This is a genomic window from Kiritimatiellia bacterium, assembly GCA_028715905.1.
Lineage (GTDB): Bacteria > Verrucomicrobiota > Kiritimatiellia > JAAZAB01 > JAAZAB01 > JAQUQV01.
Map to the genome: position 1 here is coordinate 1 of JAQUQV010000009.1, position 24,094 is coordinate 24,094.

22 protein-coding genes and 2 tRNA genes are annotated in these 24,094 nt (G+C 54.5%); 13 read left to right on the plus strand and 11 right to left on the minus strand.

The window, feature by feature from the left end; all coding sequences use genetic code 11:
• The 3 genes from PHP98_03160 to PHP98_03170 form a co-directional block, all read right to left on the minus strand.
• A partial coding sequence (locus PHP98_03160) for an efflux RND transporter periplasmic adaptor subunit (GenBank protein MDD5482639.1) occupies positions 1 to 887 on the minus strand: 887 nt, incomplete at its 3' end.
• Complete coding sequence (locus PHP98_03165) at positions 865 to 1,554, minus strand: TetR/AcrR family transcriptional regulator (GenBank protein MDD5482640.1); 690 nt, start codon at positions 1,552 to 1,554, stop codon at positions 865 to 867. The genes PHP98_03160 and PHP98_03165, both read right to left, overlap by 23 nt.
• A gap of 162 nt (positions 1,555 to 1,716) precedes the next feature.
• Positions 1,717 to 2,025, minus strand: coding sequence for a hypothetical protein (locus PHP98_03170; protein ID MDD5482641.1), 309 nt, complete (start codon positions 2,023 to 2,025; stop codon positions 1,717 to 1,719).
• Here PHP98_03170 and PHP98_03175 point away from each other — a divergent pair.
• Positions 2,012 to 2,428 (plus strand): ATP-binding protein, encoded by a 417-nt coding sequence (locus tag PHP98_03175; protein MDD5482642.1) that lies wholly within the window; start codon positions 2,012 to 2,014, stop codon positions 2,426 to 2,428. The genes PHP98_03170 and PHP98_03175 overlap by 14 nt on opposite strands.
• Positions 2,429 to 2,602: 174 nt before the next feature.
• Here PHP98_03175 and PHP98_03180 read toward each other — a convergent pair whose 3' ends face one another.
• Both PHP98_03180 and PHP98_03185 read right to left on the minus strand, forming a co-directional pair.
• Complete coding sequence (locus tag PHP98_03180) at positions 2,603 to 3,799, minus strand: ATP-binding protein (GenBank protein ID MDD5482643.1); 1,197 nt, start codon at positions 3,797 to 3,799, stop codon at positions 2,603 to 2,605.
• Between the two features lie 138 nt (positions 3,800 to 3,937).
• Positions 3,938 to 5,122: a uroporphyrinogen decarboxylase family protein gene (locus tag PHP98_03185; GenBank protein MDD5482644.1), complete on the minus strand. Its 1,185-nt coding sequence runs from the start codon at positions 5,120 to 5,122 to the stop codon at positions 3,938 to 3,940.
• Positions 5,123 to 5,457: 335 nt separating this feature from the next.
• Between PHP98_03185 and PHP98_03190 the strand changes: the two genes are divergently transcribed.
• Both PHP98_03190 and PHP98_03195 read left to right on the plus strand, forming a co-directional pair.
• The gene (locus PHP98_03190; protein ID MDD5482645.1) at positions 5,458 to 6,543 is read left to right on the plus strand and encodes an SGNH/GDSL hydrolase family protein; all 1,086 of its coding nucleotides are present in this window, start codon (positions 5,458 to 5,460) and stop codon (positions 6,541 to 6,543) included.
• A gap of 172 nt (positions 6,544 to 6,715) precedes the next feature.
• The gene (locus tag PHP98_03195) at positions 6,716 to 8,170 is read left to right on the plus strand and encodes an MATE family efflux transporter (protein ID MDD5482646.1); all 1,455 of its coding nucleotides are present in this window, start codon (positions 6,716 to 6,718) and stop codon (positions 8,168 to 8,170) included.
• 381 nt (positions 8,171 to 8,551) lie between these two features.
• Here PHP98_03195 and PHP98_03200 read toward each other — a convergent pair whose 3' ends face one another.
• Together PHP98_03200 and PHP98_03205 are read right to left on the minus strand one after the other, a co-directional pair.
• Complete coding sequence (locus PHP98_03200) at positions 8,552 to 10,369, minus strand: FAD-dependent oxidoreductase (protein ID MDD5482647.1); 1,818 nt, start codon at positions 10,367 to 10,369, stop codon at positions 8,552 to 8,554.
• A gap of 9 nt (positions 10,370 to 10,378) precedes the next feature.
• Positions 10,379 to 11,788 carry a M28 family peptidase gene (locus tag PHP98_03205; GenBank protein ID MDD5482648.1) on the minus strand — a complete coding sequence of 470 codons (1,410 nt, stop codon included), beginning with the start codon at positions 11,786 to 11,788 and terminating at the stop codon, positions 10,379 to 10,381.
• A 186-nt stretch (positions 11,789 to 11,974) separates the two neighbouring features.
• On the opposite strand from PHP98_03205, the gene PHP98_03210 reads away from it, so the two are divergent.
• A tRNA-Pro gene (locus tag PHP98_03210) sits at positions 11,975 to 12,048 on the plus strand.
• A gap of 548 nt (positions 12,049 to 12,596) precedes the next feature.
• Here the strand turns inward: PHP98_03210 and PHP98_03215 are convergent.
• A complete protein-coding gene (locus PHP98_03215; GenBank protein MDD5482649.1) occupies positions 12,597 to 12,896 on the minus strand; it encodes a hypothetical protein in 300 nt (99 codons plus the stop codon).
• 20 nt (positions 12,897 to 12,916) lie between these two features.
• Between PHP98_03215 and PHP98_03220 the strand changes: the two genes are divergently transcribed.
• From PHP98_03220 to PHP98_03250, 7 genes are all read left to right on the plus strand, one after another.
• The gene (locus PHP98_03220) at positions 12,917 to 13,735 is read left to right on the plus strand and encodes a hypothetical protein (protein MDD5482650.1); all 819 of its coding nucleotides are present in this window, start codon (positions 12,917 to 12,919) and stop codon (positions 13,733 to 13,735) included.
• A gap of 34 nt (positions 13,736 to 13,769) precedes the next feature.
• Positions 13,770 to 14,444, plus strand: coding sequence for a hypothetical protein (locus tag PHP98_03225; protein ID MDD5482651.1), 675 nt, complete (start codon positions 13,770 to 13,772; stop codon positions 14,442 to 14,444).
• Between the two features lie 912 nt (positions 14,445 to 15,356).
• Positions 15,357 to 15,722, plus strand: coding sequence for a hypothetical protein (locus PHP98_03230; GenBank protein MDD5482652.1), 366 nt, complete (start codon positions 15,357 to 15,359; stop codon positions 15,720 to 15,722).
• A 198-nt stretch (positions 15,723 to 15,920) separates the two neighbouring features.
• The gene (locus PHP98_03235; protein ID MDD5482653.1) at positions 15,921 to 17,309 is read left to right on the plus strand and encodes an ATP-binding protein; all 1,389 of its coding nucleotides are present in this window, start codon (positions 15,921 to 15,923) and stop codon (positions 17,307 to 17,309) included.
• An 82-nt stretch (positions 17,310 to 17,391) separates the two neighbouring features.
• Positions 17,392 to 17,673, plus strand: coding sequence for a calcium-binding protein (locus PHP98_03240; protein MDD5482654.1), 282 nt, complete (start codon positions 17,392 to 17,394; stop codon positions 17,671 to 17,673).
• Positions 17,674 to 17,690: 17 nt separating this feature from the next.
• Positions 17,691 to 18,443 carry an ERCC4 domain-containing protein gene (locus PHP98_03245; protein ID MDD5482655.1) on the plus strand — a complete coding sequence of 251 codons (753 nt, stop codon included), beginning with the start codon at positions 17,691 to 17,693 and terminating at the stop codon, positions 18,441 to 18,443.
• Between the two features lie 517 nt (positions 18,444 to 18,960).
• Positions 18,961 to 19,653: a winged helix-turn-helix domain-containing protein gene (locus PHP98_03250; protein MDD5482656.1), complete on the plus strand. Its 693-nt coding sequence runs from the start codon at positions 18,961 to 18,963 to the stop codon at positions 19,651 to 19,653.
• 199 nt (positions 19,654 to 19,852) lie between these two features.
• Here the strand turns inward: PHP98_03250 and PHP98_03255 are convergent.
• A tRNA-Asn gene (locus PHP98_03255) sits at positions 19,853 to 19,927 on the minus strand.
• Positions 19,928 to 20,033: 106 nt separating this feature from the next.
• On the opposite strand from PHP98_03255, the gene mraY reads away from it, so the two are divergent.
• Both mraY and murD read left to right on the plus strand, forming a co-directional pair.
• Positions 20,034 to 21,146 (plus strand): phospho-N-acetylmuramoyl-pentapeptide-transferase, encoded by a 1,113-nt coding sequence (gene mraY / locus PHP98_03260; GenBank protein MDD5482657.1) that lies wholly within the window; start codon positions 20,034 to 20,036, stop codon positions 21,144 to 21,146.
• 113 nt (positions 21,147 to 21,259) lie between these two features.
• Positions 21,260 to 22,651, plus strand: coding sequence for a UDP-N-acetylmuramoyl-L-alanine--D-glutamate ligase (murD, locus tag PHP98_03265; protein ID MDD5482658.1), 1,392 nt, complete (start codon positions 21,260 to 21,262; stop codon positions 22,649 to 22,651).
• On the opposite strand, the gene PHP98_03270 is transcribed toward murD, so the two are convergent.
• Positions 22,632 to 22,991: an MGMT family protein gene (locus PHP98_03270; GenBank protein ID MDD5482659.1), complete on the minus strand. Its 360-nt coding sequence runs from the start codon at positions 22,989 to 22,991 to the stop codon at positions 22,632 to 22,634. The genes murD and PHP98_03270 overlap by 20 nt on opposite strands.
• Positions 22,992 to 23,106: 115 nt before the next feature.
• Complete coding sequence (locus PHP98_03275) at positions 23,107 to 24,003, minus strand: biotin--[acetyl-CoA-carboxylase] ligase (GenBank protein ID MDD5482660.1); 897 nt, start codon at positions 24,001 to 24,003, stop codon at positions 23,107 to 23,109.
• Positions 24,004 to 24,094: the final 91 nt, after the last annotated feature.

Here is a 24,094-nt window from a genome sequence, read left to right on the forward strand (position 1 = left end):
GCCCGGACGAACATGCCCGGCAGAAGCGTTTTGTCGGGGTTGGGAAAGACAATCCGCAGAATGACCGCCCCGCTCGCGGGATCCACGGTAACGTCGCGGAACTGCAGCGTTCCTTCCAGGGGATACATCAGGCCGTCTTCCATGATGATTTTGACCTTGTTTTGTCCCTCGGTGTCGTGCTTGAGGCGGCCGTCGGCCAGACTGCGCTGCAAGCGTAAAACGTCGGCGGTGGATTGGAGCAGGTCAACATAAATGGGGTCCAACTGCTGAATGGTGGCCAGCGCAAGGGGCTGATGCGCGGTAACCAGCGCGCCGATGGTTACGGATGACTTTCCAATGCGGCCGGATATGGGCGCGGTAACGCGCGTATAGTCCAGATTGATGCGGGCGGATTCAACCGCCGCCTTGTTGACCGCGATTTCGGCTTCGGCCTGTTTCAAGGCGGCGAAGGCGTCGTCGTAATTCTGCCGGCTGACGGCGTTGATGGCGATCAGCTCCTTGTAACGCTCAACCCTGGCGCGGAGCGCGGTCAAATTGGCCTCGGCCCGCGCCAGCGTTGCTGCGGCGCCGTCGCAAATAGCTTGGTAGACGTCCGGATCAATCTGGTAGAGCAGGTCGCCCTCCTTGACTTCCGCGCCTTCCTCAAAGAGGCGTTTCTGGATGATTCCGCCGACCTGCGGCCGCACTTCAGCCACCAGAAATGCGGAGGCGCGTCCGGCCAGTTCCGTGGTAAGCGTCAAACGTTCCGGCCGGATGGTTGCCACGGCCACTTCGGGCGTCGGCATTTGGCCGCCCGTCTGCCTGTTGCCGCAGCCGGCCGGCATCAGCGCGACGATAAGGACGGCCAGCCCGCCGGCGGTTTTTTCAGCGAATTTGCGCGCATTCATGTTGATCCTTTTTTTTGATTGATCCCAATTCTCTCCATAAAGTCTGCAGCTGGCGCCGGTAATGGCCTTTTATATTCTTGATATTGCTGAATTTAACCGCGATCATGGTGCCGGCCATGATCGTCATCAGGGACACCAGCGCGTCGTCAATGTTGACCTGCCGGGGAAGTTCGCCGTTTTCCCGCGCGAGCTCCAGGCATTCCCTGAAAAATTCATCCATCATAAGGGGGTGAATGTTTTCTATGCCGTCCAAATGCGGGAAAAACAGGCGTTTTTCAATGTTGGAAATGCGGGCAGCCTTCGGTTTTTCATGCTGGACCACCATGATGGAAATGAGCTCGTAGGTGATATTGATCCCGGCGACGGCGTCCGCCAGTTCTTCAAAAAAGGCGTTCAAGAGCGCGATGTATCGGCCGCGGAAGGCTCTTTTCCGCGCTTTCCAGATGAACATAACGGCCATCAGGCCGACGTAGTAGGTGATGACGTCTATTTTCTGCGGAAAATAATTAAAAAACGTGCCCTCGGAGACCTCGGCGCTCCGGCACACGTCCCGCACGGATATCTTTTCAAAACGGTCTTTCTGCAGCCGCCTGAGAAAGGCCTTCATCAGGGTGATTTTTGTGCGGGCGTATTTTTTTTCGCGCAACGAATATTCCTTTTTTGCCATCTCAAAATCTCCCTTTTATAGTCAACACTTAAAATGTAGTATGCTATAAAAATAATTTCAACATAAAAATATTATTTTTTTACCCCCCCCCCCCTTTTTTTTTTTCGGGCCGCCATGCGTCACCTTGTTTCTTTTCCGTCGGGGCGGGGCGGCGGGGGCGGGTTATTTCTGGACGATTCTGGCGTTGGCGGATTTTCCGCCGCTGTCCCGGACACTGATGATGTTGGCGCCGGTGTTGGTGGCGTTCTGGTAAAGCGCAAACGCAGTGTTGGAGGTCGCTATGAAGAGCGTCCCGAGGAGGTCGTTGTTCATTGACCATTTATAGTTGTTGTTCCCGCCATCGGCGATGAATTCAATAATGTTTGTCACTTCTGCTTTCAGCGATGCCGATTCGGGATAAATGGTCGCGGAATTCGTGGAATCATTGTCAAGCTCGCAGCCGGCGAGCATGGAAACAATGGCGGATGACATCGCGCTTCTGGCATCTGATATTTCCCTTGAAAAGGAAATAGAGCCGGACTTAAAAGTCATGGCGGACGCCGACTTGATGAATCAGGCGCTCTACAACCTCATCGCCAATGCTGTCAAATATAACCGGAAAGGCGGCTGGATAAGGCTGGTCCTGCGCGCGGAAGGCCCCCGGGTGAAATTTGTTGTTTCCAATTCCGGCCCTGAAATTCCATTATCTGACCAGGAAAAAATCTTTGACCGATTCTACCGCGTCAGCAAATCAAGGGATAGAACCGTGGACGGCATTGGCCTCGGATTGAGCCTCGCGCGGGAGATTGTCGCGGCCCATCGCGGCGAACTTGTTCTTGAAAAATCGCTGAACGGCGTAACCTCGTTTGTCGTGCGGTTGTTCAGGTCAAATTGAAAGAGTCGCCATGCCGAAATATGCGCGGTAGGCGTTGACCGCGGCGAAATAATTTTCAGTTTTGACGTCCTCATGCACGGAATGACTGGCGTGCAGGATATGGCCGCCTTTGGCCCGGCGTCCGTAATCCAGGCGCTCAAATGTAAGAGCCTGTCAACCGGTTTTGATTTGACGTCATTTCTCCATTTCCGCAAGTATTTTCATCAGCCCTTCGTGCCAATTCACGGAAATTATTTTTTCCGAAAGCGGAACAGGGGCGTCCTGGAGCGTGAGCACCGTTCCCGTGGAATAAAACAAATCTTTTACACCATGCTTCAAAGCGGACGCCATGGCCATGTCCGGTGTCTTTGAAAACTTGATCTCGCTGGCGTGGATATCGCCGCCGATTTCCAACAAAAAATCCATTTCTACTCCAGCCGCGGTGCGATAGAAGAAAATATTGACGCGCCGTTTGACGGTCAAGATGTGTTTGACGGTTTCCATCACGACAAAATTTTCAAAGATATTTCCGCGCTCGGCGCTTTTGAGAAACCGATCGGCATTGTCAATTCCAAGCAGGTAGCACAGAAGTCCCGTGTCAACAAAATACAACTTGGGAGTTTTAACCACGCGCTTGGTTATATTCCGATGCCAGGGTTGAAGAATATACACTATGTATGTGGACTGCAGAATCGTCAGCCATTCCTTTGCCGTTGGCTGGGTCACACCGCATTCTTTTGAAATTTCCGAAAGATTCAATAGTCCTCCGGCCCGGGCAGCCAACAGACTGATAAAGGTCTGAAATTTAGTGAGATCGCCTATTTTTTTGATATTCCTGACGTCGCGTTCAAGATATGTGGCAATATAAGACGCAAACCAGCGGTTCCAATCGATACTTTTATTGACGATGAGTTCAGGATAAAATCCGCGGACAATCTGCTCCGCCAAGCCGGCGCTTTGCAGCCATCGTTTTTCCTGCAGTTCATCAACATGAAATGGGTATAAGTGAAAAACAGCAATCCGTCCGGCAAGCGTTTCAGATACACCCTGCATCATCGGAAATACTTGCGAGCCGGTCAGTATAAATTGTCCGGGGCGGTCGCGCTGCCGGTCTATTTCCATCTTAACATATGACAGCAATTCCGGTGCATATTGAATTTCATCGATAATAACCGGAGGCCGATTTGTATCCAAAAAAAGATGCGGGTCTTTTTTTGCCAAAGCGCGCGATATCGGATCATCAAGGTTCGTATAACGACAGGTCTTGAGCAACTCCTTCAGCAAAGTGGATTTCCCGGATTGCCGGGGACCGGTGACCAAAAGAGCGGGGAAATGTTTCAACGATTTCAGAATCAACGGTTCGATAGCCCGGTGATAGTACTTATGTTTCATGGCAAAAGGCTATCACCCCGCCGTTTTTTATCAAGCAAATTCAAAATCTAATTTTGAATTTGCTTGCCGCCCGCTTTGATTATCCATTGCCATAGCCGGCCGGTGGCGTCAGATCGGATGGTTAATGGTTGCCAGCAGTCAATTTGGCAAAGGTTCCATGCCGAAATATGCGCGGTAGGCGTTGACCGCGGCGAAATAATTTTCAGTTTTGACGTCCTCATGCACGGAATGACTGGCGTGCAGGATATGGCCGCCTTTGGCCCGGCGTCCGTATGTCAGGCATTCATGCACTTCCGCGTGCACTTCTGACGGCGTTCCATGGCAAAGCGTATGGCGTGCGTCAATATTGCCGATGACGCAAATCCGGTCGGCGACGCCTTCTTGTATCAACCGGGGCCAGGTCATACCGGCGGCCTTGTCCACTTCCTTATAGCCGTCAATGCCGGAGGTGAAGAAAAAATCTTCCTTGATCGGCCAGTGATTGCCGTCGGAAGTGTAAACCGCCTTGGCGCCGAGCGAGTGAATCAGGTTTACGTGTTCCTGGATGACGGGCAGGATGAATTCATGATAATGAGCCGGCGAGATGAAAGGGCCCTTGTCGCAGCTGACATCGCCGCCCATGGCCACCACGGAACAGCCGGCTTTAATGGCGCGCTTTGTGGCGGCAAAAGCGGCCGTCTTTTTCATTTCAATCCAGCGCCGGAGCAGTTCCGGCTCTTCAATCAGCCACATCAGCATGAACGGCGGATAGGCGGCCACGCCTGTTCCGGCGCCGATTTCCGCCATGTAAACCCAGTCAAGGCCGTCGCGCCGCGCCAGCTTTTGGACTCCGGCCAAAATCGGGTCAGGTTCCCCGGAATCGTCCGGCGCTTTTCCGTCCCATGTTTCCACGAGGCGTTTTGTTTCTTCTTCGGATGTTTTCTGGCTGTCGCTCATGGCTTCGGCCGGATTTTCGGGCTCAACCATGAAAGTGCGCTCGTTAAGGTGATATGCGGCTCCTTCCATTTTCCATTTGTTTTTGCCGGTTTTGACCGGCCGGGCGTGTTCCCGGCCGATAGCGTGGTTTAACCGCACCATATCCAGGCCGAAAAATTTTCTAACGGCGTATTCCGCCTTGATCTGGGCCTTCGCCAGCTCTTCACGGGAAATGCCCTCCGCCATGGCGTCCCAGGCCATGGCCATGTCGGTGGCGACGGTGCGGCCGCATATTTTCCAGTGAATGGGGTGGAATGGTTGAAAGATTTCAAACAAGGGCGTGCGTTCCGTCGTCCGGTGCGCCAGGGCCGCGTGTACCGGATGTATTTCACAGGGTGCTTCAGACATTTTTTTTATCCTCCGCTTGTTTTAATCTCATTTTCCGCCGCTGAATTGATTTGTTGCCGCAAGTGTCTTTTTGCCAGCATAAACAACGGATGTCAAGACCTTATAGCGGTTGAAGGCAACCTCATTCTCGCGGGTGTTTTTGTGATATTGGCGTGGTCTTATGCGCCGCGCGGATCATCTCGCGCCACAAAGCGCCCCCGGCGCGATCTCGCCCGCCGGCCTCTTCATGATGAGCCGCAATTTTGCCGCTTTCTGGTTGACAAAGGGAGTATATTTTTCTGTACTTGCATTCAGCCGCGAATAACGCGACAAACTTTTTGGAAAGGGGCGAATTTATGCCATCAGGAACCAAAACAAAGGCGGATAAAAAAAATCCGGTCATTTGCCGAATGGATGCCCGGGAGCTTTGTGTTGAGGGGCGGGGCTGGAAAGATACCGCCGCGTCTTACGACCGTTTTCCGGCCCGCGCCCGGCCGGCCGTGCCCGGTCCCGTCTGGGATTTAAGCCGGCATTCGGCCGGGATGGCAGTCCGCTTTATTGCGAACGCATCTGACATTTATTGCCGTTGGGAACTGACTTCAGGCAAACTTGCCATGCCCCACATGCCCGCGACCGGGGTCAGCGGGGTTGATCTGTACGTGCGTTGGTCAGGCGGTGCCAAACAACGTTGGCGCTGGGCGGGAAGCGGCCGGCCGGAGATGCAAATAAACGAAGCCGTGATCGCGGCCGGCATTCCGCCCGGCCGGCATGAGTTTTTGCTTTACCTGCCGCTCTACAACGGAGTAAAATCGCTTAAAATCGGCGTCCCGCGCCGGGCGAAAATATTTGCCGCCCCGGCCCGTCCGTCTGTCCGGACGCGGTCGATTTTATTCTACGGCACCTCCATTACCCAGGGCGGATGCGCTTCCCGGCCGGGTATGGCCTATCCGGCCATAATCGGGCGTTTTCTGGACCGGCCGACGATTAACCTCGGTTTTTCCGGCAACGGGCGCATGGATCCGCCGGTCGTTGATTTGTTATGCGAACTTGATCCGGCGGTTTATGTTATTGATTGCTGCCCAAATCTTTCTCCGGAATTAATCGCGGAACGCACCGGGCAGCTCGTGCAAAAAATACGCCGGGCGCGTCCGCGGACTCCCATTATTCTGATTGCAAACATTGAATATCAGGCGGCCGCCTTTCTGCCGGTTGTGCGCTTTAAGTATACGAAAAAAAATATCGCGTTGGTCGCCGCTTACAAACGCCTTCTGAAAGGCGGCGTAAAGGGACTGCATTATGTGCCCGGGAAAAATCTTTTCGGCGGGGACGGCGAAGCGACTGTGGACGGCACGCATGCAACCGACCTGGGGTTCCTGAGGATTGCGCGCGTCTTGGCGCCAGTCATCGGGAAGGCGCTCATGGCAGGCCGGTTCGGCCTTTAACCGCCGCGTCGCGCTGCGCTCCGGCCGCGAATCACATCGGAGCGGCGTGGCGTCCGTATTCTGTTCTTCCGGCGTTACGGGAGGCGCGATCGTGGCTTGCGCCGCGGCGGCGATGAGACTGCAGAGCGTCGTCTAGCGCAAACATAAAAAGCGGATATCAAACCATGCTGCCATGAAAATGTTGAAAAAAATAGCAATGCTCTGGACCCGTCCGAACGGGTGCCGGGAGGTGATGCGCATCAGCCTGCCGCTGGTGGTCAGCATGGGGTCGCATACCGCCATGCTTTTTGCCGACCGGCTCTTTTTAAGCCGTTATTCGGTGGAGGCCATCGCGGCTGCCACGCCCGCGGGTCTGCTGGCCTTTATGTTCACGTGTTTTTTCATGGGGGTGGTGGGTTTCACCAACACGTTCGTTGCCCAGGCGACCGGTTCCGGCCGGAAGGAACAGGTGGCGCGTTCAATCTGGCAGGCCGTTTATTTTGCGGCTTTGTCAGGCGTTTTGCTGGCGGGGGTGTCGTTTTTTGGCGATACTTTTTTTCGCTGGGCGGGTCACCCCGCGGAGGTGCGTCTGCAGGAGAATGTATATTTCCGGATTCTCATGCAGGGCGCGTTTTTCGCGCTGCTGCATGATGCGCTGGCTTGCTTTTATTCCGGCCAGGGGCTGACCCGTCCCATCATGTTCATCAATCTGGCCGGGGTCTTGATTAATATTCCCCTGGACTATTGCCTGATTTACGGTGCGGCCGGTTTCCCGGAGATGGGTATTACGGGCGCCGCCGTTGCCACGGTGCTGAGCCACGTTCTTATGACGGCGCTTTTTATCCTGTTGGTTTTCAGCCGGAAAAACGACCGGCTGTTCGGCATGCGGCGGCAAAGGGCGTTTGATAAAAATCTTTTCGGCAGGCTCGTAAAATACGGGGCGCCGGCCGGCCTCCAGTTTTTTGTGGACATCTTTGCCTTTACTTTTTTCCTGATGGTGGTGGGGCGCATCGGGCGCGACGAACTGGCGGCGACCAACATTGCCTTTGCGATCAATTCTCTGGCCTTCATGCCGATGATCGGTTTTTCCATCGCCGCCAGTTCGCTCGTCGGCCAGGCGCTCGGCCGCGGCCGGCCAGCGGAAGCCATAACCGCGACCAACAGCTCGCTTTTGCTGACCATGATTTACATGTGGCTGGTGGCCTTATTGTTCGTTTTGTTTCCGGAACCGCTTTGCGGAATATTCCGCTCGCCCTCCGGGGACCCGGCGGCCGATGCGGCCGTGCAGTCCATGGCGGTCATTCTCCTGCGTTTTGTGGCGTTTTATTCCCTGGTGGACGGCTTGAATGTCATTTATTCCGGCGCCCTTAAAGGGGCGGGGGACACGGCTTTCATCGGCTGGACCATCGCCGTGCTTTCGGTCGGCCTGATGATTTTGCCGATAACTCTGGCCGTGATTGTGTTCGGGGCCGGCCTTTACACGGTCTGGACTTTTGGCACGCTCTACGTCTGTGTGCTGGCCGTTGCGTTCTGGTGGCGTTTCCGGCAGGGCAAATGGAAAGCGATGAGGGTTATTGAGCTCCGTCAGCCGGCCGGCGACATTGTCCTGCCGCGGCCGGAAGTGCCCGGCGCCGAAGAGCTGGTCTGAGGCGGCAGGCCGCCGTCCAAAACTTTTCCGACTGGCGTTCCGCCGGTCTTGTTTTGCCCGCATATTGCGCGAAAACCGTGCAACATGGTTAATCCCGGCGAGGTATTGCAAAGAGATGTGGGCGCAGTTTATAAAGTGTGCCCGGGGTTCTTTCATGCACGGGAGAAGTTGCGCGCGGCAGCCGGCCTGATTAAATGCATAGGAATTTCAAACTTGCCGCAAAAGAGCGCAAAATCGTGGGTAGGAGCCGAACCCCTGTTCGGCGATGCATCTGGTGTTTGGAATCGCCGCATGGGGATGCGGTTCGTCCGGAATCGCCGCATGGGGATGCGGCTCCTACATCTATCAAATACAGTTGCCGCTCCTGCGGTTCAATGTTTTTCACCCGCGTTTCATCATGGCCGTCAATTCGGATAAATGCGTTTCGTAGACTGCCCGCGGGAAAACATCATGCTTCCGGCAGAGCGCGGCGGCCATGCCGACGACCTCGCCCATCATGCCGGTTGTTTTCTGGACCCGCACCGTGCCGAGCGCCGCGTGCGTTACGCTGATGTTGCGTCCGGCCATGAAAAGGTTGCGGATGTTCCTTGAATATAAACAGCGGTAAGGGATCGCGTAGGGCTTGATCGGCTTGCTTTCCGATATGGCGAGAAATTCTTGCCCGGGCAAATGGCGTTGGTTTTCGGGATCGGGATAATGCAGGTCAAATGGCCAGGTGCAGGTTACGCAGGCGTCCGGAAATGGTTTCCTGCTTTCAATATCCTGCTGGCAAAGCACGATGTCGCCCTGCAGACGCCGCGACTCGCGCTTGCCGCCGATACAGGCCGCCCAGGCCAGGGCATGGCGGGCGTATTCGTCCTTTCTCCTGGAGCGGTTTTTTAAAAAGTCCCAGTTGCCGAAAATAGCGCGGAACGAATGGTCGCGTATTTTTTCAAAATCCGCGATCTGGTCGGCGCCGATGCCGCTTTCCCAGTTCCAGTCGCCCCGGAGAGCGTGTTGGCAGGTTTCCTCGGTGAAGGGAAGCGCCCATGGGCATTCCGGGAAAGATACCGGTTCCGGCCGGAGGCCGGCATACCATTGCACGGAAGTTCCCATGACGAGCCTGTCCGTTTTTTCCGGCGCCAGCTCTTCGCCGGTCTCGGCGCGGTTTTCCCGTCCGACGCGGAAATCGGCGCCGGCCAGCGCTCCGAGCGCGCCGTCGCCGGTGCAATCGGCCGCCAGCCTGGGTTTGATCAGCTGTTCGCGCCCCGTCCTGATATCCGCGGCCGTGACGGCGGTGATTTCGTCCCCGTTCATTTTAACTGCCGTTACGTGGCAGTTGAGGAAAAGCCTGATGTGCTCCTCCGCTTGAACGGCCAGCAGTTTTTTTTCATCCTCGTAATTTTCCGCCGGCCCGGCGTTATGGATGCGTTTTGCCGGGTCCAGTTTCAGAATGCGGCGGCTTTCCGGGGCGGTTGGATTTTGTTCGGCCGCAATGAAGTCATAATATCCGACGGGGGCAATTTCCTTTACGATGTTGCCCAGGGACGGGTAGGGGGGCAGGTTGATTTCTCCGGAAAGCCCGACTCTGACTTCGGAGCTGTTGTTTCCGCCCAGAACAGGGCGGTCATGAACCAGGGCGACTTTCAATCCGCGGCGGGCCGCGGAAAGCGCCGCGCAGATTCCGGCAATCCCTCCGCCGGCCACAACCAGGTCAAATTCTCCCGCTTCTTCCGGCGCGGCCGGCAAAACCGCGGCGGAGCGTCGGAATTTTGCCAGTTCCGGCCCGCTTTCCGGCGGACGGAAGTCGGGGTCTTTTGAAAAAACAATGGCGTCACAGCGTCCGTTAAACCCGGTTAAATCATGCAGGGCGATTAAGGTTTTGCGCGCGGCAATTTCCACTGTGCCGCCGTCCTGCCAGCGCCATTGCGCGCCTTCGGCGCCGAAGACGGCCGGAAGCCGGCGCCCGTCAATCGCAAGCTGGAAGCGGCCGGGCGCTCCGGAAGCGCCGAGAGACGCAGCCCAGTCCTTTGTGCGGACCCAGACGCGGTAAATACCGGCGGCTGGAAATTGAACGGTGGTGAGGGCGTCCTTTACCGGCAAGCCCAAGCCATGCGCCATGAGGTATGGCGAACCCATCTGGTCCATGAACTGCTGGTCAACGATCCACCCGCCTGAATCTTCAAAGCTTTCAGCTTCCAATAAAATAATTTTATCCATGGCAAAGTCTCATAAAAGAACGGCGGGAGTTTGCGCTGCGGGCCATAATCCGCCGGTTTTCAGCCTTTCCTCAAGGATTGGATCGCGGCTCAGCCATTGCCGGACTTCGCGTGCGCTGTGATGATGGTCCGGCCTGTGCCGGGCGGCATCCAGCCGCAAACACGTATCGGCGACAACCATGATTGCTTCCTTTGCGTCAAATATATCCACTTTGTCCGGCGTGTCGCGCCGGGTGTGTCCATAAGTCAGTTGGGCGGGATCAAACAGCCATCCCCGGCGTTCGCGCGACATCATCCAGACCGCGGGAACACCCTTCAATAAAAAGGGGAAACAATCGGTGTTGTAGGCCACGTAGTGTTGGGCCCTGTTCTGCCATCCCGCCGTTTTTGCCGTTTCTTTCAGCCAGCGCAGCGTTTCCGCAAATCCTCCCACCCAGTAATTGGTTGAGTTTGCCGGATCAAGGTTGAACATCATGACAATGTTGCGCATTTCGCGCGCGTGTTTCTTGACGTAAGCGTTTGACCCGGCCAGGCCGAGCTCTTCGCCCGTAAAACAAACGAACCGGATGGTCCGCGCCAGCTTGCCCCGGTAGTATTTTGAAAATACGCGCGCCAACTCCATGACCGCCGCCGTGCCGGACGCATCGTCGGCCGCGCCGACGGTATTGTCCTTTGTGTCGTAATGGGCCGCCACCAGGATGATTTCATTCGGCCGCTTCACCCCCCTGATTTCCCCGATGACGTTGCAGGTGACGGCTTGTTTTTTAGGATTGTTCTTCAGGAACATCCTGACTTCCAGCCTGCCGGAATCGCGCGCCAGACGCGCCAGACGTAATGCGTCTTCCCGTGCAATTCCGGCGGCCGGAATGGGCGGGTTGGCGGCGCTGTCGGACTTTAGAACCGGCGTGGCGATTATCACGGCCCTGGCGCCGGCCCGCGCCGCCCGCCGCACGATGATAGACGAATGTTCGGAGATGTCGCGTCCGCCTTCTTCCGGTATAACCAGCGCGATTTTGCCGGCCAACGCCCGTTGATTTTTGAGGGTGGCCAGCGTCCGGAACGAGTTCACCACCGCTAATGCCGCGTTTATTCCCCCGCGGGGCGTGGAGGGCGTAAACCCGATCGCCGTAATTTGCAGCCTTTGTTTGTCCGGTTTAAGTTCCAGGAACGCGGGGCCGTGTTTCCAGGTAAAACAGGTGAATTTTTCCTTGTGTGCCTTGTCAAGGTTATATGACCGGAATTGGTCCAGGATATAACCGGCTGCCGTCTTTTCGCCGCGGCTGCCTGTGAACCTAACCCCGATGCGGTCGCAAAGTGTCAGCAGATGGCGTTCAAATTCCCGCGCCGCCCATATGTCGCCCATCAAGCGAATGCGCGCCTCGGGTCCTTGCGGAAAATTGTCCCGCGTAATAATATTCATTATGCCGTCCTTTTGGACAACAAAATCGCATGATTTATCGCTTTGTTCAAGCTGAATCTGACGGTGTGTCGTAAATATTAAAACGGACGCTAAATACAATCCCCTTACGTTATCAGAAGAGTCTTGCAAAGCAAACAGGGGCGAGTGTATTATCTGCCGCAAGAAATTGTATATCTGTATTTATTTCGGGGTGTAGCGCAGCCTGGCAGCGCGCCAGCCTTGGGCGCTGGAAGTCGTGGGTTCAAATCCCACCGCCCCGATCCACAAAACGCTTGACAAATATAGCTTTTCTTGTTTTTCGTGCAGTCGGCAAACTTGCTTTTTTCCGTTTTAGGGGTTGAATTATTTTCACTTTTTTACTTACCTTATTCGCTATTCGCGAATAGCGTATCTCTATGTCAATGAAGCCACAAGATATATTAGTTACACTTAAACTGCTGGTTTCGGAATGGCCAAAATCATTTCGGACGGAGACGTCTATCCCTGCTCGCATCTTTGCCGAAGCGAATTCAGAATTGGCAACGTTACCGAAACACCGTTTCCGGATATCTGGAATTTGTTTTTGGAGATATCAGATCGGAGTTGGCGCAGCAGACTGATCGGTCCATGCGACATGTGTACACACAAACCGAGATGTGGAGGTTGCCGGGCCATAGCATTGCACGAATTTGGAAATATCGGTCCCAGTGACCCCGGCTGCCCGATGTCATTGACCTTGGCATAGAACGGGGATTTTGTTTCACATGATGAAAGAATATATTGAGGAATTTCAAATAAAAACGCACAAATTTTGATAGGAAAAATGAACTTATCCTCTAAGTATCAACCGTGGGTGGAAGCGCGAAATAAATTCCATTTGTCTCATGCCCACATTCAGATGGCGCGAGAACTCGGCCTTAATCCTAAGAAATTCGGGCGTCTCGCGAATCACAGGCAGGAGACCTGGAAGGCGCCATTGGCCGAATTTATCGCCGAACTTTACAGAAAACGGTTTGGCAGGAGTCAGCCGGCTGATACCCGGCCGCTTGAACGGATCATTGAGGACGGAAAGCGCAAGAAGGCCGAGCGCAAGGCCCTGCGAAGAGAAGAAATCTCCAATATCCTTCATGGCGCGAACGGGGGCGCCGCATGACGCCAGCGCAGGAAGTTCGACGATTCCTCGCAAGCGGAGAATATGATGCGCTTTATAGCGCGTGGCCTGGCGGCGACCTGATCGTCAAAGCGCGCAAGGGCGAACATGCGTTGAAACAGGCCCTGGTTACTGAGGTCCGCCGTCGTGCGAAAGGTCGATATTTACCGCCGCTACCTCCTGGCTTCAATCCATCGCAATTCACGCTCGGTAAGGTGGGTTCGATGGTGCGTGGCCTTTTCCCGCGAAAGGAACAACGGACTGTGTTCAGGCTGTTTGACAAGTCGCTCGTGTTCCTCACCCCTGGCAGTATCGGGCAGATTCTTGCCGGAATGACTTGGATGGAGACCGCATGGCAGGTCGCCAACCTGTACCTCGGCAGTCTTGACCTTCCTGGCTTGGACGGTAAACCAGTGCGCCTTGTCGGTCTGAGTGAGGAAACAACGTTTTTTGTTTCCATGGCTTACTTCCAGGAGAAAAATCCCTTTGCGGACTACGTGGTGCACGAAGCCGCGCATGTCTTCCACAACTGGAAGCGCAATCGGGAGGGTCTGCGCCACACTCGCGCGCGAGAGTTTCTGCTCCCAATCGCTTTCAAAAAGAGAGAACTCTTTGCCTACGCCTGCGAGGTCTACAGCAGAATACTGGAACAGGCCAGGAATCCGGCCGACAGAAAACGCCTTCACACCGACTATGCGGCAAAATGGATTCCAGCAGGGGATGGTCTCGATCAAACCGAACTGGCTGATATTCTTGCAAAGGCTGTAACTGTCCGAAACGGTTGGCAACACATCCTCCAACGCTGCAGCCATCCTTGATCAGTTTGAGGATAATCATAGATTGCAACGAACAATGACTATCGGCCGTGAAAAACTACGAACGGCCATTCGAAGACTCGGGAATAAGCACGTCTACTTCATGCTTGAGGAAGCCATAGCCTTGCTGCCGCCATCCAAACTGGCTAAACTCGCGGGACAATACTTCGACGTGAAGAGCCTTAAATCGAATCCCGGTAACGGCTTGGGGCTTCTCGCTCAAGTGAAGGAATTTGAAAAGGCAAGCCTTGCGGGTGACTACTACGAGAGCTTCGCCGTCAACTCCAAGAACTACCGAGAAATGCCCGGCGGCACGCAAGCTTGGATTGCCGAATGCCGGCGTTTGCTGGGCCGCTGCGTGATTGCGGCCAAGAAGAGCGATCCTGCCGAAGCCAGGGAGGCCATGGAAACCATTTTCGGCCTGTTGCGTCATATTGACGAGTGTCTCGACGATGTTGTTTTCTTTGCCGACGAGGGATGTTCATGGCAGATTGGCGTTGACTGGAAAACTGTTTTGCCGTCGTGGTTCGCCTGCCTTTCGGCAACGACTGACGCGGTCGAATACGCACGCCGGGTTATTGAAGTCGTGGACGAGTTCGTGAAATACGATCGGGAAATGTTTCTTGTCGTGGCTTGCCGTAAAGCTTCTTCCGCGCAGAGAAAAACCCTTGTTGGTCTTTTAGGAACAAAATGGCGCAAGAACAGTTCGTAATTGGCTCTTCACCCTGCGGGACAGCTTCTGGAGCGAAGTTTCGAGCCAGTCGTGGTTCGTTCATGGGACGAGTCGCGGCGAAGATTTGTTCTCGCCATTCCATGAGTGACCGGTCGGAAGGGAGTCCACGCATGCATGACTACCAACGCAGTGCCGTCGATATCCAGATCGATTTCCGCTCTTTTCCAGCCGCCGTATCCTTCGCCTGGAACCTCAAGCGAATAGTCCGCAGGGAACTGCTGATAGTAGTTGGCTATTATTTTTGTCTTGGGCATTTCACGGTCTCATTTCCTGCAGAACTTGTTATTAAGACGTAAACTTTGATCGGCTTATCCAGAATTATCAAGGATAAAGATTCAATCCCAGACACGGGACTGAAGGGTCTCCCTCAGGATCAGTTTCAAGCCTTTTCGTCCTGCCGTTGTCTTCAGATACATTTCGTGGCGTTCGGCGTCTTCCTTGGAAAAGAATTACTCACAAAAGATTAGCCGAAATGGGCGGCGGGGTGCAGTGGCGGCGGATTGACCATGGAAATGTTCGGTTAAACGGCGTTTGAGGTCGGTTGTAAAGCCTACATAATAAGTCGCCGTCGTGCATAGAGAGCAGGACGTAGACGCAGTATTGGAGCTTGGCGGGCATGTTTCAAATAATACGGTTGGATTGGGTAGAAAGCAATCCTTGTTTCTAACGAAGCGGGAGGAGAATCATGGGAAGAAGAGACAGTGAAGCAGAACCTTCGGTTCGCTTCACCGCCACACAGTGAACCTTGTTCTACTGTGTGGCTCCGCGGACTATACACAAAAACGAACAACGTTTGTCCTGAATATAATCATCGGAATGCCGATTTGCAAGCAAGGTTTTCAACCGTTCGTTCTCCATCCGATTCCCTATCCAGTGGACGTGATTCAAAAGATGACTACCGAAGTAGGCGCAGTAACAAGAAGCGAGACTCGCATTCGGCACCCGATTCACTTGGCTCTGGAATGGAAACGAGTGCTGAACTCCGACGGGAATATGACCTTGGCGAAAATTGCCAGAGAAAAGGGGTTTTCGCGTGCTCGCGTCACACAAATCATGCACCTTCTTTGTCTTGACGAACGGATACAGAAGCACTTTTTGAAAATTACTGCCGCCACTGATATCGCGTTCTTTTCTGAGCGGCAGTTGAGGGTGATTGCCGCATTGAAAAGTATGGAGCAACAGATAGCGGCATTCAAGGCGCTTGTGGTGGAGCGCGATCATACAGTTGAAGGTCTCTCCTTTTCGGGACAAGCATAATCCTGTTTTTGCCCTATTCATGTTGATTTCAGCCCCGTATTTAATAACAGTCCATCGGCTTTTTTCGGGACATTCGGGACAACCCCGCCAGATTTAATACGATAATGGACAGAGCGGATTGTCCCGATTCGCTCGATTATTTCGTGCCGAAAATGCTTTATATCCACAGCCAAATCCATATTATAAAACCTATCAGTTGTGAAACAGCGATCTAAAAAAACGCAGTTTCCGCCCGAAAGCGAAACGGTGGAATGGAAGCAGTCGCTCGGCGAATGGAAAGAAATCGTCGAAACGTGCGCTGCTTTTGCCACGGCCCAGGGCGGAACCGTCTATGTTGGCATCAGCCCGGAGGGTAAACGAGTCGGTGTTCAGATTGGCCAAGGGACGATCGAAGATATCGCCAATAAAATCAGGATCAACGCCGATCCTCCTCAATTCCCCTCCATCGCTATCTCTGGCCCAGAAAATTCGGCGGTTTTAAAGATTCATATTGAGCAGAATCCTGTAAAACCAGTCTGGGCTTTCGGACGGCCGATGAAACGAGTCGGCAGAACCAACCAGCACCTTCGGCGTGACGAATCTCAGCGGTTGTTGGAGATTTCAACGGGACGCACATGGGACACCTTTGTCTGCAGTGAGTTCATAGACAAAGATATCAGCAAAAAGGCGGTCAAGGAATTTCTCAGACGAGCCGGAATGAAGATGTCCACATCGGTCGAAGACGTCATGAGGAATCTCAAGCTCGTGACCCATAGTGGTTTCACCAATGCTGCCGTTCTACTGTTTGGCAAGTACCCCCAGCGTTTCTTTGTGGAAGCACAGACAAAGTGCGCCCGTTTTAAGGGCACAAGTTCTGTCCATTTCCTCGATGAACGTACATTGGAGGGGCCTATTCTGGAACAACTCGACAATGCCATGGCATTTGTCACCCGCAATACCCGCCAGGCAATAGTCATTACAGGCAGGCCCGAGCGTGATATTATTCCAGAGTATCCGGACGATGCTGTTCGCGAAGCCATTACCAACGCCCTATGTCATCGCAACTACGCCGAGGTTGGAACTATACAGGTTCGAATTTACGATAACTGTCTTGAGGTCTGGAATCCAGGCTCTCTTCCGAATGATATCTCTGTTAGCGAGCTATATCACAAGCACCGTTCATGCCCCCGGAACATGCTATTGGCTGGCGCTCTTTTCAGGGCACGGCTCATAGAGCATTGGGGTACGGGTACGCTTCGGATCATTGAGGCGTGCAAGAAACACAACATCAAGGTTGAATTCGAGAACAAGGCCAGTACGTTTATCGTCCGCCTTAAACAGAGGTCTCAAAGGGTAGGGTCGCCGACCCAGTCGCCGACCCAGTCGGGCGACCCAGTCACACGCCTGCTGTCCGCGTTGCAAACCGGTGAGTTATCTTCCGGTGAACTGCGGAACATGTTGGGCATCAAGCACAGGCCAACGTTTCGGCAAAACTATCTTCATCCGGCACTATCTTCTCATTTGATTACGCTTACCATTCCCGACAAGCCCAACAGCCGGCTTCAGAAATATCGGCTGACGGAAAAGGGTAAGGCCATGCTGTCGTAATGAAAGGTGTAACACCATGCCGCGCAAACAAATTCAACTCAAATGTCCCTCGCATGTTCTCAGTCAACAGCGACTGGACGAGATGATAGAAGAGGCTACGGTAGACTGTTACAACGAATCCGAACAGGTCACCGGACTGTTCACGATGCTGGAAGAAAATTTAGCTCTTCCATTTAGGACTACCTTGCTCGGCATGGAGGTCGCAGTCGAGAAAATCGATCTAAACGATGCAGAGGAAATCGTGGTGGTCTGCAAACGAGGTTCGGAGAGACAGCGGGTGCCGATCCTTGATTTGCCTTTGCCGACTCCAAAACCGGTCGGGTCAGATTGGATTGAAGCGTATCGTGAATGGGCGAAAGGATAAAATAAATCAACAAAGCCATGGATGACAACATTCCGCAATGGGTTTTTCCTGAGCCAGACAAGTTCGGCTTCAGCGAAGGAGGAATCAAGATAGAGACTTCATACAATCGCTCAAGACCATTGGAGATTGTGGCAGACGATCGCGAGCAACCGTCGGGCGTGATCGAACACCTGCTGTCACATGAGGTGTTCCGGGTTACCGTTCGCCGCTTGAAACTGGGCGACTATCTGGTCGGTAATCGCGTGCTCATTGAGCGCAAAACGGTTTCCGATCTCTCGGCTTCAATCATTGACGGACGTTTATTTCGCCAGGCATGTCTCCTTGCGGAAAGCGCTTATCGTCCCCTCATGCTTATAGAAGGGCATGTTTCCGAGGGGGATGTATCCGGCGTAAGCAGAGAGGCTATTCAGGGAGCACTCATTACACTCGCCATTTTCTTGAATATTCCCTGCCTGCGTTCTTTTGATGTAAAGGAAAGCGCAAATCTAATCTATTACGCGGGGTTACAAATGCATCGCAACATCAGCCGCGGTGTATATCGGCATGGCTATCGTCCAAAACGTCGAAGAAACAGACAGCTTTTCATCCTTCAAGGGCTTCCCGGCATTGGTCCGGCCCGGGCCGAGCGGTTGCTGGAGACATTTGGCAGTATTGAGAACGTATTCCATGCCGATGTCGAAACGTTGTCACGTGTTGTTGGGATAGGACGTAAAACAGCAGAAGCCATCAGGGAACTGGTTGGTCCTGACGTTGACCGGAATTCAGAATAGAAAAGTGTGTTATCGTTGAAGCATCAGTGAGTAAGGAGCAAACTGATTGTTCAGTATGACGCCAGAGAGATTCTCGATGGCGTGAGCAGTCGCGAATCTATCCGAAACGAGAAACAGCAAGAGGAGATATAGACATGCGAATTACAGCCTGCCGCAGACAGTATCTATCAGATCACAGTTCTACGAACTATCTGTTCCAAAGCGGGCTCTGCCCGCAACCCAATGTTATTAATGCTTCCTTCCCCATGTGGTGCGAATTTGGTTCGAAAAAGGCGGCGGCGATTCCGGCTCATCTGGCCCGTTGCCGCCCTCGCGCATACACGAGTATAGCGCTTCGCGCGGCGCCGGCCCATCTGAACCGGACTGGCCTTTCTTTTTCGAATCCGGCTCCGCCGGAAGCCAAATTCGCCCCACGCTTGCATCGGGCTTCGCTCTGCGCTACGCCCGAGTTCAGACTTTCTCTGTTGCTTCTTCCAATGAACGCAAGGAAGCCATTGCCCATCAACGCCAACGCGACTTGGGCATCAAACACGGTCTCATCGGCGTCTGGTCCTGCGTCGAAGCCTGTTCCTCTTTCCGCGCCCACTATGACGCCCAGGCCGGTTTCCCTCAGCCGCGGCATCTCTTTTCCCGCTGCAAACATCTTTACTTTTATTACGACCATCCCCTCTTCGGCTTTATGAGTGTCCGCCTCCAAACCTGGTTTCCCTACGGCATTCAGATCGCATTCAACAACCGCTTCATGGATCAAATGGCTGCCGTTAAAGACACGCAACCCTTCCGCCAAATCCTTGATGCTCTCTCAAAACCACGCCTTCAAAACTCCCGCCGTATCCGCTCCCTGGAAATAACCGGCAAAGACCGGGAATTCCTTCAGGCCTTGTCCGATCCGAAGTTTGCCGTCTCCGGCCTGACCAATAAAGACCTGCGTCAAATACTCCGCCTTACCCCCTGGGCCAAGGGCGGATCCGAAAAACAGCTTTCCGCCCGCATCAGCCGCCATTTGCGCCTTATGCGCGAGCACGGCCTCATCCGCAAAATGCCCAACCAGCGCCGTTATCTTCTCACTTCCTCAGGCCAAATATTAACCACCGCGCATATATTTCATCCCACATCATCCTTACCCGGCATTCTTTTCTTGCTTCTCATCACGGCTTTTGACATTTCAGGTGCTATCAAATACAGTTGCCGCTTTTGGCGGCCTAATTGAAAGTCGCCGTCGTGCATAGAGAGCAGGACATAAACGCAGTATTGGAGCTTGGCGGGCATGTTTCAAATAATACGGTTGGATTGGGTAGAAAGCAATCCTTGTTTCTAGCGAAGCGGGAGGAGAATCATGGGAAGAAGAGACAGTGAAGCAGAACCTTCGGTTCACTTCACCGCCACACAGTGAACTTCGTTCTACTGTGTGGCTCCGCGAGCAGGGCTCGAACCTGCAACCTAGTGGTTAACAGCCACCCGCTCTACCATTGAGCTATCGCGGAATCAGAAATCGCGTCATCAACGTAACATGCAAACAAGAGTTGTCAAGCCCGAAAATGAATTGACTTTTCACGACGGACAAATTAACTTGCATCCGGGTAAGTTGTCATGTTTTATTATTTGCATTTATTGTCGGATTATGTCTCCTACCTGCGGGTATTTCAGTATATCTCCGTCCGCGTCGTGGCCGCGGCCGGGACAGCTTTCCTGCTAAGCCTTTTGCTCGGGCCTGTTTTCATCCGCCGTTTGACAAACGTGTGCTGCGGCAATGAGACCCGTTATCGGAGCGATTTGCCCGTCTTGGACACGGTGCACGGGGAAGCGAAAAAGAGGACGCCCACCATGGGGGGGCTGCTCATCATCAGCGCCATTCTGCTTGCGTCCCTGCTCTGGGCGGTGCCAACCAACCCGCTGGTGTTGATAACCTTGGCGACCATGTGTTACATGGGATTGATCGGATTCAAAGACGACTATCTTAAAACGGCCGGGCGCGATGCCCGCGGCCTGAGCTCGCGGCGGAAGCTGTTTCTTCAGGCGGGCTGGGCCGCTCTGCTGGCTTTGTTTCTTTTTGTCATTCCCGACACGCGTGATTTTGCCAGGCAATTGATGGTCCCGTTGTTGAAAACGCCGCTGGCGGCGGAACTGCCTTTCCTCGCGGCGGGTTTGTTTATCATGCTGGTGATTGTCGGTTCCAGCAACGCGGTGAATCTTACCGATGGCCTGGATGGGCTGGCCATCGGGTGTGTTTGCACGGTAACCTTTGCCTTTGCGGTCATGGCGTATGTGGCCGGGCATGTCAATCTTGCGGGCTATCTGCAGGTTCCCTATATCGCCGGCGCCGGCGAGCTCACGGTTTTTTGCGGGGCGGTTCTGGGCGCCGGGCTCGGGTTTCTCTGGTTTAATTGTCATCCCGCGTTGATTTTTATGGGGGACACGGGCAGTCTGGCGCTTGGCGGCGCCCTGGGCTGTGTGGCCGTTCTCATCAAACATGAACTGGCGCTTTTGATTGTCGGCGGCATTTTTGTGCTGGAGGCCATGAGCGTGATTCTGCAGGTGGGTTGCTTCAAGCTCACCGGGAAACGCATCTTTTCCTGCGCGCCTCTGCACCATCACTTTGAGCTTAAAAAACCCGCCTGGAGCGAGACCCAGGTAACCGTGCGTTTCTGGATTGTTTCCGCGATTTTCGCCCTGCTGGGCATTCTGCTGCTGAAGATGCGGTAAGCATGCGCGAAGCGTGAAACGCATGAATGGAAAAATATTTCATCAAATGAGTTTTACGAATTACGCTTCTTTTGCCTGCCTCGTTCGGGGCCGCCGACAATCTAAAATCGTAAATGGCAAATGATCAATGTAAATCCGTCCTGATCCTGGGATTGGCCGCCAGCGGCGAAGCCGCCGCGCGCCTCTTGCTGGCCGAAGGGCGCAAAGTTACGGTTCTGGACGGGAAAAACACCCCGGAAATCAGGGGCCGCGCTGGTAAAATCCAAAAATACGGCGCGGTTGTTTTTGCCGGCGCGTCAAAAATTCCGGACGGTGATTTTGAACTTTGCGTGGTCAGCCCGGGCGTGCGCCCGGATTCGCCGGTTTTGAAGGAGATTGTTTCCCGGGGCATTCCCGTCCTGCCCGAATTTGAACTGGGCTGGCTGCGCGCCAAATGCCCGGTAATTGCCGTTACCGGTTCAAACGGCAAAAGCACCCTTGTGAAATTATGCGCGGAGACCATGCGGCTGGTGGGCCTGAAAACCTTTGCCGCCGGCAATTACGGGCCGCCGGTTTCGCAAATCGTCCTTGACCATCCCGCGCTTGATTGGCTGGTGATTGAAGTCAGTTCGTTTCAACTGGAGACGGCCCGCAATTTCCATCCCGATATAGGGGTTCTTTTGAACGTCTTTCCGAACCACCTGGACCGGCACCATGATTTGCGCAGCTATACCGCCGCCAAGGCGCGCCTCTTTGCGCGGATGACGGATAAACACCGGGCGGTTGTGAATGAAAATAATTTGTCCGAAATAAACGGGATGCTCGGCGGGAAACTGCGGCTGGTTTCATTCGGCCTGTCGGCGGAAGCCGATTGGTTTTTTCGCGAAAATTTTGTCGGCACGCGGTTCTCCGATCAAAAGGTACAACTGGAGAACACCGTTTTTGCCAACGAAATCATGGGGCAGGCCGCGGCTGCGGCCGCGGCCGTCATGGCGGCCTGCAAAATTCCATTTTCCTGCCTGGAACGCGCGGCCCGTGATTTTAAACCTTTGCCGCACCGCCTGGAAAGCGTGGGTATGTTGCGCGGTGTGCGTTTTGTGGATGATTCCAAGGCGACCAATGCGGCGGCCTTGGCGGCGGCTTTAAAAATAACGGCGGGCAAGGTGCGCCTGATCGCCGGCGGCCTGCCGAAAAATGAATCTTATGCGCCGCTCAAGCCGCTTCTGGCCGAAAAAGCGAGCGGAGTGTATTTGATCGGCCAGGCGGCCGGGGAAATGGGAACGGCATGGGGGGAGACGGTTGCCTGCCGCATTTGCGGCACGCTTGAAAAGGCGGCGGCGGAAGCGTGGCGCGAGGCGGTTCCCGGCGAAACGATTCTGCTTTCTCCGGCCTGCGCCAGCTTTGACCAGTTCCGCAGTTTTGAAGAGCGCGGCCGGCGCTTCCGGCAATTTTATGATTCGCTGGCGGCCGAACAGGCGGGCCGGGAAGCCAAGCCGGCGCCCGGCGCTAAAAAGCAAGGCGTTTGACAATTCGGCCCGGTTCCGCCAATCGGCCGCGCCGGAATTTGATTCCTTCCGCCTTCAGTAAATCCAGTTTCCGCCTCAGGGCCGCGCCGTGTCTTTTGCCCCGGAAACCGCCCGGGGTCAGGTCCGCGGCAATGACCCGGTGGCAGGGGACTTCCGGCGCAAAGGGATTGCGTTTCAAGGCCTGGCCGACGGCGCGGGGCGAGGCGCAATGGATGTGGCCGGCGATAATTTTATATGTTGTTACGCGGCCGCGCGGGATTTTTTTTACCGCTTCATAAACGCGCATTTGAAAACGGGTTATTCCGCCGGGGCGGAACGAATGAATATTGTTATCGTTCATGGTTATGCGCGCCGACCATGTTTTGCCGGAAAGAGGCGGGGGCCAATTCCTTGTTTTCCGCGGGCCGCCTGTTTATTGTCCGCGGCCGGGCCGTTTTGCGGTTTGTGCGTATGGCTCATTTCAACCGCAAACAGGTCGGGGATGCGCTTGAATTTTGCGCGGCAAAATCGGGGTTAATTTTTTCCAGCGACACATTGCCGGAAAAGATTGTCATGAGGCCGCACTGCGCGCAGTCAAATAAAAGCGCGCCTTCCGCATTAAGGCCTTTGATTGCGCCTCGGTGCGTTTTTCCCGTGGCATGCAGGTTGACCGTTGCGTCCCGGTATGCCAGCCGTTCGTTTATTTGCCCGGCAATCGGAGCGAAGCCGCCGGTTTTGAACAGAAGAAAGAGAGGCATAATGGCGTCCAGCAATTCGTCAAGGATTTCCCGCAGGTCCGCCGCGCGCCCGGTTTCCGCCGCGAAAGATGTGGCCGGCGCATCCATGGCGGCTGGGGCGCCCGGCGAGCTGTTTATGTTGATCCCCACTCCCACCACCATGGAATCGGCGGCGCCGGCGGCCGCGCCGCGTTTCGCGGTTTCGCATAAAATTCCGCAGATTTTTTTACCGGAGACCAGCACGTCGTTGGGCCATTTGACAACCGGCTGAAGGCCGCGGGACTGCAGGACGCGGCAGACGGCCAGCGCCGTTACCTGGGTTAGGTTGGGATAACGCGCGCCGGGTATGTTTTCCAGCGGCAGGATGAATGAAAAACAGAGGTCTTTCCCCGGTTCCGAAATCCACTTTCTTTCAAACTTTCCGCGCCCGCCGGTTTGGTTTATGGCCCAGACCGCGCTGTAGTCCGGGAAGGAATTCAGGCTGGTTTTCAGGAAGGTGTTGGTGGATGCGAGCGAATCGTAGACAAAAACACGGAACGGCTCCCGGTAAAAATCCGGCCGGCGGCCGGCCGGCGGCGCGAAACTCCGCGCCGGATCGCCGTCTGTCCTGACGGAGCGCTCTGATTCCCTGTTCACGGACGGCATTAAAACAAAAACGCGCGCCGGGATCAATATTCGCTTCCTGTTTTTTTTACATCTGTCATTCAAGATTGCGCCCGCGGAGGCG